At 58.5% G+C, this 12,030-nt stretch carries 11 protein-coding genes and 1 tRNA gene; 1 reads left to right on the top strand and 11 read right to left on the bottom strand.

Annotated features, from left to right (window positions below):
- Positions 1 to 655 precede the first annotated feature (655 nt).
- From JFU11_RS17475 to JFU11_RS17445, 7 genes are all read right to left on the bottom strand, one after another.
- Entirely contained in the window at positions 656 to 1,984 is a 1,329-nt protein-coding gene (locus JFU11_RS17475) for an integrase arm-type DNA-binding domain-containing protein (protein WP_201061509.1), read from the bottom strand.
- Positions 1,985 to 2,148: 164 nt separating this feature from the next.
- Positions 2,149 to 2,224 (bottom strand) — tRNA-Thr (locus JFU11_RS17470).
- A 497-nt stretch (positions 2,225 to 2,721) separates the two neighbouring features.
- Positions 2,722 to 3,951 (bottom strand): methyltransferase, encoded by a 1,230-nt coding sequence (locus JFU11_RS17465; protein WP_201061507.1) that lies wholly within the window; start codon positions 3,949 to 3,951, stop codon positions 2,722 to 2,724.
- Positions 3,932 to 4,621 carry an ABC transporter permease gene (locus JFU11_RS17460; RefSeq protein WP_123721658.1) on the bottom strand — a complete coding sequence of 230 codons (690 nt, stop codon included), beginning with the start codon at positions 4,619 to 4,621 and terminating at the stop codon, positions 3,932 to 3,934. Before JFU11_RS17460 ends, JFU11_RS17465 begins: the two co-directional genes overlap by 20 nt.
- Positions 4,618 to 5,313 (bottom strand): ABC transporter permease, encoded by a 696-nt coding sequence (locus JFU11_RS17455; protein WP_123721657.1) that lies wholly within the window; start codon positions 5,311 to 5,313, stop codon positions 4,618 to 4,620. The genes JFU11_RS17460 and JFU11_RS17455 overlap by 4 nt, the downstream gene beginning before the upstream one ends.
- Positions 5,314 to 5,391: 78 nt before the next feature.
- Positions 5,392 to 6,138, bottom strand: a complete 747-nt coding sequence (locus tag JFU11_RS17450; RefSeq protein WP_123721656.1) for an ABC transporter substrate-binding protein — start codon at positions 6,136 to 6,138, stop codon at positions 5,392 to 5,394.
- A gap of 13 nt (positions 6,139 to 6,151) precedes the next feature.
- The gene (locus tag JFU11_RS17445) at positions 6,152 to 6,925 is read right to left on the bottom strand and encodes an ABC transporter ATP-binding protein (RefSeq protein WP_007897462.1); all 774 of its coding nucleotides are present in this window, start codon (positions 6,923 to 6,925) and stop codon (positions 6,152 to 6,154) included.
- Positions 6,926 to 7,488: 563 nt separating this feature from the next.
- On the opposite strand from JFU11_RS17445, the gene gabP reads away from it, so the two are divergent.
- Entirely contained in the window at positions 7,489 to 8,883 is a 1,395-nt protein-coding gene (gabP, locus tag JFU11_RS17440; protein WP_201061505.1) for a GABA permease, read from the top strand.
- A gap of 71 nt (positions 8,884 to 8,954) precedes the next feature.
- Here gabP and JFU11_RS17435 read toward each other — a convergent pair whose 3' ends face one another.
- The 4 genes from JFU11_RS17435 to JFU11_RS17420 all read right to left on the bottom strand — a co-directional run bounded on the left by JFU11_RS17435 (position 8,955) and on the right by JFU11_RS17420 (position 11,970).
- On the bottom strand, positions 8,955 to 9,407 hold the full coding sequence (locus tag JFU11_RS17435) for a hypothetical protein (protein ID WP_201061503.1): 453 nt from the start codon (positions 9,405 to 9,407) through the stop codon (positions 8,955 to 8,957).
- Positions 9,408 to 9,413: 6 nt separating this feature from the next.
- Positions 9,414 to 9,830 carry a hypothetical protein gene (locus JFU11_RS17430; RefSeq protein ID WP_123721653.1) on the bottom strand — a complete coding sequence of 139 codons (417 nt, stop codon included), beginning with the start codon at positions 9,828 to 9,830 and terminating at the stop codon, positions 9,414 to 9,416.
- A 37-nt stretch (positions 9,831 to 9,867) separates the two neighbouring features.
- On the bottom strand, positions 9,868 to 10,842 hold the full coding sequence (locus JFU11_RS17425) for an alpha/beta fold hydrolase (protein WP_201061501.1): 975 nt from the start codon (positions 10,840 to 10,842) through the stop codon (positions 9,868 to 9,870).
- Positions 10,843 to 10,911: 69 nt separating this feature from the next.
- A complete protein-coding gene (locus JFU11_RS17420; protein ID WP_123721652.1) occupies positions 10,912 to 11,970 on the bottom strand; it encodes a PDDEXK nuclease domain-containing protein in 1,059 nt (352 codons plus the stop codon).
- Positions 11,971 to 12,030 lie beyond the last annotated feature (60 nt).

Here is a 12,030-nt window from a genome sequence, read left to right as displayed (position 1 = left end):
AATGCAGTGATGCGATGACCGGGGCGTGCCTGACTGTCAGTCAGGTGCAGTCCATTCCCTGGGCTGCGGCACCATCATCTGCATCGCTGTTGCTGGTGACTTCGGTGTTTGTCACGCCGATTGTCACGAGGGGGAATGCCGCAAAGCCTTGTACGAGATGGGCTGCAGCAGCGGTACGAGCGCCCGTCTCTTTCCGGGAGAAAGAGACGGGCGCAGGTTGGCGCAAGGAAATGGCCAAGCGGATAGGTTGCTGCAAGACAGCTACGAAGGGGGGTGAGTTGCCGCAGTGGGCACACTGGTAAAAGTAGGCATCCATCACATCGCTGTGACCGTGCGAGCCGCCGGACGCTAATCGCACTTTGGGAGAACCACCACCGTGTGGCGTAGCCTTAAAGGTTCTGGCTACCTGGGTTGCTGTCAACGACAGCGCTTGCCCGATCTTTTCTACGCCTGTGGATAATTTGGGTCAAGGCTCGAATTATTGGGAGTTCTGCGGCTGTGGATGAAATTATCCACCGGTGGAAATCAGTAGTTTTCCACAGACATTTTGCGTGGGCTTTAGATTTTTTAAATGAGGTCCATCCAAGCAGGGCGGCTTTGCAGCCCTGCTTGGATGGACCCGCGTGGAAGGGCGGACAACGGTGATCCCATAGGCTTACCCACGTTTGGATGCGCCACGGCTATTTTGTAGGGGCGTGATGTTGTCGCCGACTGGGTGAGCGAATTCGTGGGGCGTCACATGCCCATGGCGGTTGGCGTCGATGTAGTTGCTCCACCACGCCATGATCAGCCTGCGCTGTTCGAGGAATTCGGCCTTGTGGATATACGCGGCGCGCACGCGGTTGCGTTCCTTGTGGCTCATTTGTCTTTCGATGGCTGCGTCGGTCCATAACCCGGACTCCAGCAGGGCGCTACAGGCCATGGTCCTGAAGCCGTGGCCGCACACGTCCTTGCTGGTGTCATAGCCGACGTTGCGGAGCATGGTGTTCACCGTGTTCTCGGACATGGGCTTCCAGTACTTGTGGTCGCCCGGTAGCACCAACTCTGAAAAGCGACTGAGGCTGCGCAGGCGCTCCAGTATTTCGATGACCTGCGGCGATAGCGGAACCATTTGAATGTCGCCGTTCATCTTGGTCCCGCGTGTGGAGTTGCGTACCCCTTCAATCGGTGCGCGCGTATCGGGGATTTCCCACATGGCGCGTTGAAGGTCGAACTCACTCCATCGAGCGAAGCGCAACTCGCTGGAGCGGACGAACACGTGCAGAGTCAGCAGCACGGCAAGGCGCGTCAGTTCGCGGCCGTTGTAGTTGTCGATACGGTGTAGCAGTTCGGGTAGGCGGTTGAGGGAGAGGGCCGGGCGATGGACTGTGCGCGGCGCGTGAATCGAGCCTGCCAGATCCAGTGCAGGATTCATGGTGATCTGCCGAGCCCTTTTGGCCCTGCGCATAATGGTGGATAAGTAGTTCTGTACCCGTAACGCCACATCCATGGTGCCGCGTTCCTTGATGCGCTGGGTGATCTCTAGCAGGTCATGGGTATCGAGTTCAGCGATGGGTCGTTGGCCTATCAGCGGGAAGACGTGGGTACGCAGTCGGCTCATCACGGTTTTTGCGTGTCCTTCGGTCCAGCGACGGGACATGTCGGCGTGCCACTCCAGAGCAACGGTTTCGAAAAGCAGTGCCGCCCGCTGGGCTACAATCTTGGCCTTCTTTTTTTCTTCCATTGGGTCGAGGTTGTCGAGCAGCAATGCCTTGGCTTCGTCTCGCTTACGCCGTGCGACTGAAAGGGTAACTATGGGGTAATTGCCGATGATGAGCGTACCTTCCTTGCCGCTGGGCTTGGTGTACTTCAAGCGCCAGGTCTTCACGCCATTGGGTTTGACGAAAAGGTACATGCCGCCGCCGTCGAACAGTTTGTAGGCGCGTTCGCGGGTTTTGGCCGTGCGGCATTGCAGGTCGCTGAGGGGGATCGCTAGACGTGGCATAGGGGTACGCGCTCCTGAACTGGAAATCGCAGTACCCCTAACATACCCTCGGGGAAGGGGGATTTTGTTGGATCCCGACAGAGGGTCCTGGAACGAAAAAACCCGCCAAATGGCGGGTTTTCGGGGCTTCCAGAGCATTCGGTGGAATGCAGTGGAGCCTAATGTGGTGCCGGCACCAGGAGTCGAACCCGGGACCTACTGATTACAAGTCAGTTGCTCTACCAACTGAGCTATACCGGCGTGTTAGGGCGACGATTATAGCGATTGGGTTGGTTCTGTAAACCCCTGAATTCAGACTATTTTTATGCAGGCGTTTGATCTGGCGCGAACCAGCACTTTCTTGAGTTTCTGAGGGGGCACCAGGCTCGGCTGTTTTGCATGGCTCGCAGTTCTGCTTCAGCTTGTTCAGCGCGTTGCGGGGCAGCGGCGAGGTGGTTTTCGAGGTGCCCTTGTGTGCGTGTATAGCAAGGGCGTTGCAAGGCGCAATTTTCCGCTATGGATGTCCGGTATTCGGCGGTTATGTCGTTTTGATGAAATGCTTATGCACAATGGACTAGGGGCGACTACCTGTTCATTACGATTTTGTAGACTCGTTCTCATTTGTCCGCAAATGCCTGTTTTGCGGGTTTTTTATTTGTGTGAACAAAAAATGACCAGCAGTGTTTATGGCATAAAACAGCGTGGATATTGGATCCACGATAATTCCATCAACAGAGTTATCCACAGGCTGTGGCTGTTTAAGGACGTTCTGCAAGGAGTAGAAAATTGCGCGGCGTGAGTGGAGTTTCACAGAAGGTGCCGAGACGAACGGTGTAACCCTGCTGAATGAGGAAAAGTGCCCGATCAAGTACCAGCCACAGTTCCAGCGGCCGTCGGAAAAGACCTCGCAGCAGCTCCAGATTGCGGACTTCAGCCAATCGCTGCCAACCGGCGGCTTCCAGTGTAGTCCAATCTGGCGCGCCGACTGTGGATAAGTCTTTGAGCGCGGCCAGGTCGCGGCAGTAATCGGCGAAAGGTTTGTCCAGCCAGGCGCTGGGCAGGGAAGGGGTTGGCAGGTATTCGTCGACGTCGCGCAGTTGTCGTTGCAGAAGGTCGAACGCCAGGCGCCGGGCCATGGAGGTGTCACGCTGGCGTCGGACGCGAGCACCGGCGGTGACGGTTTCGCTCATCGGTAGCGCAAGATCATCGAGGGAAAGGTGTAGGTCGGAGCGCTCAGCCGCACAAGAAAGCGGCTGATAGGTGTTCAGACTGATCCGGTTGTAGCAGCAGGGTGCGATGGCCAGTTGTTTGCAACCGGCGGCGCTGGCGAGCTGGATCAGCCGTACATGCAGATCACCGCAGGCGTGCAAAGCGACCGGCGTGTGATCGGCGTTCAATAAAGAGGCTGCGCCAGGCGCGAGTACATCCTGCTCGACATGCAGCGCATGCAATTGATGACGCTGGCTGAGTGTCTGGCCGCTGGCAACCAGCGCCGGGTCGAACTCCAGGCACGTCAGTTGTTGCCCGGTTTGCAGCAGGCGTCGCCCCAAATGGCCCTTGCCCGAACACCAATCCAGCCAATGCTTCGGTGCTGAAGCGAACTCCAACCGACTGGCGAAGGCTTCGATCTGCTGCCACTTGCGCCCTGGCACATCCACATTCAAGCGATGGCCTGCCGCTTCAAGTGCACGAGCCGGCAATTCACCCACCGCGCTCAGTTCAGCAGACATCGCCGCCAATGAAGCAAACGGCTTCGGCGCATCGAGCAAGCAAGGTTGGTTATGACTGCTTTCCGCATCCTCCAGCGACCGCCCGCGTAGCCAAAACGCCAACTCCGGGTAGGACGCTTCCCAAGGAAGTTGCAGATGTGTAAACGGTCGAGGCTTCCACACCGACTGATGCTCGATCAAAAAAGCATCCAGCGCGGTGAAACGGGCGAGCAAGGCCTCGCCCGTCAGCACGCAGGAATCAACGCCCTTGGCAGGCATCGACGCGCAACCAGCGCTCCAGCAGCTTGAAGCCACGAACCAGCACGTAGGCCATCAGCAGATAGAACATGCCTGCAGCGAAGAAGATCTCCACCGGCAGGTAGGTGCGGGCAATGATGGTGCGGGCCATGCCGGTCAGTTCCAGCAAGGTCACAGTACTGGCCAGGGCGCTGGCCTTGAGCATCAGGATCACTTCGTTGCTGTAGGCCGGCAGGCCGATGCGCGCAGCACGCGGCAGCATGATGTAGAACAGCGCTTTGGCCCGGGACATGCCCAGCGCCCGCGCCGCTTCAATCTCGCCCGGTGGAATCGCCTGGATCGCGCCGCGCAGGATCTCGGCGATGTAGGCCGCGGTGTGCAGGGTCATGGTCACGGTGGCGCACCAGAACGGACTGCGCAGATACGGCCACATCGAGCTGTTACGCACCGCGTCGAACTGCGCCAGGCCGTAGTAGACCAGAAACAGCTGAACCAGCAACGGCGTGCCACGGAAAAAGAAGATGTAGCCGTAGGGGAATGCCCGCACGTACCAGAGTCGTGACGAACGAGCGATGCCCAGCGGAATCGCCAGCAGTAACCCGGCGATCACGGCGATAGCCACCAGTTCGAGGGTCAGTGTCGCGCCCTGAGCCAGTTTCGGCAGCCACTTGATGATGACTTCCCAGTTCATTGGGTGCTCCTCGCGAAGCCGCGAGCGGCGCGTCGTTCCATAAAGTGCATGCCGGTCATGGCCAGAACGGTCAGACCCAGATACATGAAGGCGGCCACCATATAGAAGGTGAACGGTTGCTTGGACACGGTCACACCGATTTGTGCGTGGCGCATGATTTCTTCCAGGCCGATGACGGAGACCAGCGCGGTGTCTTTCATCAGGATCATGAACAGGTTGCCCAGGCCGGGAAGGGCGATGCGCCACATCTGCGGCATGATCAGCCGGGTAAAGATGCGAAATTTCGACAGGCCCAGGGCCACACCGGCTTCACGGTGACCCTTTGGGATCGCCAGAATCGCACCGCGAAACACTTCCGTGGCGTAGGCGCCGAAGCACAGCCCCAGCGCAATCACGCCGGCGGCGAAGGCGTTGAGTTCGAGGTCGGGGTTGCCGAAGAACTCGCCCAGGGCACGCATCAGGTTGACCGTGCCGAAGTAGATCAACAGCACCCAAAGCAATTCCGGGATGCCGCGAACCAGCGTCGAATAAGTGCCGCCAAGCCATTGCAGCGGCTTGTACGGGGAAGTCTTGGCCAAGGCGCCGAGCAGACCGAGCACCAGCCCCAGGCATAAGGCCGAGAGTGCCAGTTTCACAGTCATCAGCGCACCAGCGGCGAGCGCCGGGCCGAATCCGTAGAGGTCGATAATCATGGATTTCTTTTCAAATCGCAGCAGGCAATGCCAAGGACTGGCGCCGTCAGCGAACGGCGCCGGTCAGGCAGGTCAGAATCAATAGATGCTGAACGGGAAGTACTTGTCGTTGATGCTTTTGTAAGTGCCGTCAGCGACGATTTCCTTCAGCGCGGCGTTCAGCTTCTCGCGAATCGGGTCGTTCTTGCGAACAGCGATACCGATCTTGTCGCTTTCTTCCACCGGGTCGCCCTTGAATTCGTAAGCCCGGCCGGCGTCGCTTTTCAGCCACTCATAGTTGACGTACTTGTCGGCCAGGATGCCGTCCAGACGACCCGAAGTCAGGTCCAGGTAGGCGTTTTCCTGGGTGTCGTAGAGTTTGACTTCAACGCCTTCCATGTTGTCTTCCAGCCAGGTGCCGGCCAGGGTCGCGCGTTGGGCGCCGATCACCTTGCCTTGCAACGACTCCTTGTCGGTTTTGAAGTCGACGTTTTTCGGCGCGATGAACTGCAGCTTGTTGGAGTAGTACGGGGCGGTGAAGTCCACCGCTTGCTTGCGCTCGTCGGTGATCGACATCGAGGAGATCAGAAAGTCGAACTTCTTGGCGTTCAGTGCCGGGATGATGCCGTCCCAGTCGGATGTAACCACCGTGCACTCGACTTTCATCTTGGCGCACAGGGCATCACCGATATCTTTGTCGAAGCCGACGACATTGCCACTGGCATCTTTGTTGTTGAACGGCGGGTAGGCCGCTTCGATGCCCATCTTCAAGGTCTCGGCGGCGGCACCGGCGCTGAAGGCCAGGGTGACAGCAGCGGCCAGGAAGATTTTTTTGTAGTTCTGCATGCGGGTAGCTCCGTTAGCGGTTGCTGGACATGAATTGTTTGCAGCGTGCCGAAAGCGGGTTTTCGAACACCTGCTGCGGCGATCCTTGTTCTTCTACCAAGCCTTGGTGGAGGAACACCACTTCGCTGGAAACCTGACGGGCGAAGCCCATTTCATGGGTCACGAGCAGCATGGTGCGGCCTTCTTCGGCCAATGCGCGGATGACATTAAGTACTTCCTGGACCATTTCCGGGTCAAGGGCGGAGGTGGGTTCGTCGAACAGGATCACCTTGGGCTGCATCGCCAGGGTGCGGGCGATGGCCGCGCGTTGCTGCTGGCCGCCGGAAAGTTGCGCCGGGTAGGCGTGACGCTTGTCAGCGATGCCGACCTTGGCCAGCAAGGCTTCGGCGACTTCGATGGCTTCGGCCTTGCTTTGGCCGAGCACGCGACGCGGGGCTTCGATGATGTTGTCGAGCACGCTCATGTGCGGCCAGAGATTAAAGTTTTGAAATACAAAACCGATCTCGCTGCGCAGGCGATTGATCTGCTTGCCGTCGGCAGCGACCAGTTCGCCGTTCTTGGCGGCTTTGAGCTTGAGTTCTTCGCCGGCCACCAGGATCTGGCCCTGGTGCGGGTTTTCCAGCAGGTTGATGCAACGCAGGAAGGTGGACTTGCCGGAACCGGAGGAACCCAGGATCGAGATCACGTCGCCGTCGCGGGCGGTCAGCGAGATGCCTTTGAGCACCTCAAGCTGTCCGTAGCGTTTGTGCAAGTTGCGGATTTCAAGCGCGGGCGTGGCCTCAGCCATGTGCGTTCCTCATAGTGTTTTCGCTCCTGCTGTTGGTGGCCTTCCTGGCGAGGCGGCCAAGCTAGCATAGCGTTCGAATGGCAGCCAACAGCGCTACGGACGGTAAACGGGTGGCATGTGGCAGGTTGTCGCATCGGCACAGCAGACTGTCGCGCTGCTATCAACCGAACAGCCGTTTGAACCCTGCCTTTGAATAAAGAGACGGGGTGGCTGTTCCAAAAAAAGGCGCGATGTTGCCAGCTTTGACGGGGTGTTGGAAGCGCTAACCGGACAAACGTTCCTGATCTGCACTTTTATTGTGCGAGCACGAATTTTTTGGTGTGTTTCCGGTGCGCTGATTCGTTCTTGAAGTGGGTGGCAGGGTAACGCTCTGGCGAAATGCCATTGATCTCAATGACTTGCGATGACTGCTCGATTCACGCGCAGGCCCCGTATAGCGGGCGTATGAAACATTTTGGCGCAATTATTGCGTGCAGAATAAGAAACGCCCTGTTGGATTCTTTTTACGAGAAGGAATGTCAGACCGGGCCGACGTCATCGCTTTACTTGCAAAGGTAGTCTTAATGAGTAGTAGCCAAAGCTCCTCCAACGGCCTCGAGCAGGGGCTAAAACCGCGTCATGTGACCATGCTGTCGATCGCCGGGGTTATCGGCGCCGGGCTGTTTGTCGGCTCCGGCCACGCCATCGCTGCTGCAGGCCCGGCCGTGCTGTTGGCCTACGCGGCCGCCGGTGCTCTGGTGGTTCTGGTAATGCGAATGCTCGGCGAGATGGCCGTTGCATCGCCAGACACAGGCTCCTTCTCGACGTACGCCGATCGCGCGATCGGTCACTGGGCCGGTTTCACCATCGGCTGGCTCTACTGGTGGTTCTGGGTTTTGGTCATTCCGCTGGAGGCTAACGCTGCCGCAACCATCCTGCATGCCTGGTTCCCGAATGTGGCGATCTGGGTCTTCACGCTGGTTATCACGTTGCTGCTTACGGTGACCAACCTGTTCAGTGTGAAGAACTACGGAGAGTTCGAGTTCTGGTTCGCCCTGGTCAAAGTCGTAGCGATCATCGGCTTTATCGGTCTTGGCATTCTGGCGATCTTCGGCTTCCTGCCTACCAGCCAGGTCAGCGGCGTGTCGCATTTGTTTGACACTCAAGGGTTTCTGCCAAACGGCATGGGCGCGGTGCTGGGTGCCATCCTGACCACCATGTTTTCCTTCATGGGCACCGAGATCGTGACCATCGCGGCCGCGGAGTCGAAGAACCCTGGCCAGCAGATTTCCAAGGCTACCAACTCGGTCATTTGGCGGATTGGCTTGTTCTACCTTGTATCCATCTTCATCGTTGTGGCCTTAGTGCCATGGAACGACCCGATCCTGGCCAGCGTCGGTTCCTACCAGACCGTGCTGGAGCGCATGGGTATCCCGAATGCCAAGCTGATCGTCGATATCGTGGTTCTGGTTGCGGTAACCAGCTGCCTGAACTCGGCGCTGTACACCGCCTCGCGCATGATGTTCTCTCTGGGCAAACGCGGTGATGCGCCTGCCGTTTCCCAGCGCACCAACAAGAGCGGCACGCCGTACTGGGCCGTCATGTTGTCCACCGGTGCTGCGTTCATCGCGGTTTTCGCCAACTACGTGGCCCCGGCCGCTGTATTCGAATTCCTGCTGGCCAGCTCTGGCGCCATCGCGTTGCTGGTGTACCTGGTGATCGCGATTTCGCAACTGCGTATGCGCAAGCAGCGTATGGCTCGCGGTGAAAAAATCGCCTTCAGCATGTGGCTGTTCCCGGGCCTGACCTACGCGGTGATCGTATTCATCGTTGCCGCCCTGACCATCATGCTGTTTCAGGAAGCCCACCGCGTGGAGATCCTCGCGACCGGCCTGTTGAGCTTGTTGGTAGTGGCTGCCGGGTTGTTTTTGGCTCGCCGTCGCAAGCTGCAGAAAGTGGGCGCGGTGGTCCTGAACTGATTCGTACCGCGTAACGCAAAACGGCCGCTGTCAGTGATGACAAGCGGCCGTTTTTACTTCTGGGGTTTGCCTTACTCAGCCTTTTCCACCGGCAGGTCCAGCGACTGACGATAGCTGTCCAGCGCATCGCCAAAGTCGGTGATGAATTGCGGGTCGGTCAGCCAGGCCTGGGCGGCGTCGCGGTCCATGCCATCGGCCCACATGCGGTAGTCGATCAGCATGTCGGCGGCCAGGTGCGTGGCGGCCATGGCTTCGTTGTCGGCGTTTTCCATGTCCAGCAATTCTGGATGGTCGCTGATGATTTCGGCGAGGTCCGACAGCAGGGTCAGCAGCATGTCGTTGCGGCTGGTGGCCTCGGCGTCACGCATTTTGCTGAACATCGCCAGGGTGTATTCCGGAATCGGCTCGCCGAGTTCGCCCAGATCATCGTCCAGCTCGGCGGGTTTCCTGCCGACCATGCGGATTTGCTTGGCTTTGGCCTTTGCGCGTTTGGCGCGTTTCTGTTGCTTGTTCAGGGATGCCATGGGAACTCAGTTTGGTTTCTGTTGGGTTTGGGCCGCGATGGCGTCGGACGCCGCCACGTAGTCAGCCTGGAAGGCCGTAGACTCGATCCACGCCAGGGCGCCGGCTTCGTCTGTCTCGGTGGACCATTGGCGGTATTCGATCAGTGCCGCGAGGATGAAGTCCATTGCGCCTTCTTCACCTTCCTGCTCGTACACCAGTTCCAGCAGCGGGTCTTCGAGGAAGGCTGCGCACATCGCTTGCTGACTGATTTTTTCAGCGTCGATCATTTTCTTGAACAGTTCGGTCAGGTCCACCGATTCGAAGTCGATGCGATCGTCGTTCGGGTCCAGCTCGACCGGCGCAGCAGCCCGCTGGGTGCGGTTCTGCTTGGCCTTGGCTTTGGCGCGGGAGGCGCGTTTGTTCTGCTTGTTGGCGGAGGCCATGGGCATCGTTCCGTAATTCGTTGAGAGGGCGCATCCATCAACTGCGTGGCACTCGCCGCCCGGGTGTATCGGGGGCCAGCTCGCCGGTCTGCAGCCAGGACAATGCAATGGGCCATAGTGTGGCTTGGTATGCGCTGCGAAAAAAGGCGAAATGTCCGACTTCTTCTTCGCCGATATCTTCGGGGTCGATTCGCAGATGGGTGTTTGTACTGCCAGTGAAGTAGCCGAGCAGGCGTTCGATGGCCGGAATCGTGCCATAGGGATCGTCGCTGAGGCTGATCGCCAGGGTCTGGGCGGTGACGTTAGCGAAGGGAAGCTGGCCGTTTTTGACGTGGATCACACGACCGCTGGGGCGTTTCTCGTATCGGGCGGTGGGCTTGCTCCAGTCGCGAACTACGCCAGCCGGGGTGTCTTCGAGCCAGCCGAGGCGTTTGCCGGGAAAGTAGCCGTACAGCATGGTCATCAATGGCATCACCACATGCCACTTGCCAAACATTCGCCAGCGATGAGCAGGGGCGTAGTCGCGCCAGTAAGCGAACTGCGCACCCACTGTCACCAGGCGTCGGATCACATGCCCGGAGGTTCCCAGTCCGGCCGCGCAACCGCCGAAGCTGTGGCCGACGACATTGATGGGTTGTTCCGCAAACTCGCGTTGCGCCCTTTGCAGCACCGCCTCGAAATCCAGCGCGCCCCAGTCGGACCAAGAGGCCTCAAGCCCCTTCAGCGACGCAGGGCGCGACTCGCCGATGCCGCGGTAGTCATAGGTGATCACGTCGAAGCCGTTGGCGAACAGGTAATCGGCGAAGCGCGAGTAGTGTCGGCAACGAACTGAAGTAGCGGCGTTGATGATCACCACAGGACGGGTTGGGTCTTGATTCGCATGCCGCCAGGTGAAGCCGCCAAGGATGAAGCCATCGGCGGCGGGCTCGTTGAAAGATTCACCAGGTGTGCCGGTGGGTAACGGCAATTCAAGTTGCGTCGGGGCCAGTGAGGGCATGTCCTGCAAATTCATCGGCGTTGAACCTTTGCGGTTAGCCAACCACCATAGTCTTCGCGCTGTTTATGAACAATCCACCGGTGCTTATCGGAGCCTTTGCTTGAGTAACCGCTCCTCAAGCACCGCCCATTCCCGATCCAGTTCTGTGCGAAGTTCCTCCTCGCTCGGCAGCACCAGTCTGTAGGTACTGGCGAACAGTTGTTCGTTGCCTTGCAGCACTGAATAGCGCACCACCGATTCATCTTTTTGTGCGCAGAGAATAAGGCCGACGGTGGGGCTATCCTCCGGGCCGCGCTTGAGGTCGTCGTACATGCGCACGTACATGTCCATCTGGCCGACATCCTGGTGGGTCAGTACGCCGCGCTTGAGGTCGAAGATGACGAAGCACTTGAGCAGGTAGTTGTAGAACACCAGGTCGATGTAGAAGTCTTTGCTCTCGGTACTGATGCGTTGCTGGCGAGCGATGAAGGCGAAGCCTTTGCCCAATTCGAGCAGGAAGCCCTGGAGTTGATTGATCAATGCTTGTTCAAGTTCGCTTTCCTGGATCAAGCCCGCATTGGGCAGGCCGAGAAATTCCAATAGGACTGGGTCGCGGATGAAATCCCGAGGGCTGGCGTTCATTTGCTGGATATTGGTGGCGGCTTCCTGTTTGACGGCAGCCCGGTCGCGGCTCGCCAGCAGGCGTTCGTAATAGAGGGTATTGATCTGGCGCTCGAGGGCGCGACTTGACCAGTTCTGCAGAGCGGATTCGTTCATGTACCAGTGGCGAGCGTTGTCGTTGTCGACTCGTAGCAGTCTGCGGTAATGGGTCCAGCTCAATTCGGAACGCACTGCGTTCCAAATTGGAAAGGTCTGATAAAAGTCCCGCATGTATCGAAGGTTGCGTTCGTCAAAACCTTTCCCAAACTGCTCCGTCAGTACTTTCGCCAGCGTCGATAGCAACTGCTTGCCATACACCGCCCGCCGAGCGCCTTCCTGCTCAAACTCCACAATATGCCGTCCGATCTGCCAACAGGTTTGCACCTGAACGGTATCGACCGCTCGCAGCACCTTCTGACGCGCGTCACGGATCAATTCGCCAAGATTGCCGAGCAGTGAAGTGATCTGTGGATCTTGAGTGTTACCGGGTTTGAGGGAGCTCATGACATTTTCCGCGGCTAAGGAAACAGGCGGAAGAGGATGGCAAGAGCGTGATAGTCCGCG

The organism is Pseudomonas sp. TH37, from assembly GCF_016650735.1.
GTDB lineage: Bacteria > Pseudomonadota > Gammaproteobacteria > Pseudomonadales > Pseudomonadaceae > Aquipseudomonas > Aquipseudomonas farris.
The sequence above is the reverse complement of the archived record's forward strand: the minus strand, read 5'-3'. Positions and strand labels throughout refer to the sequence as shown.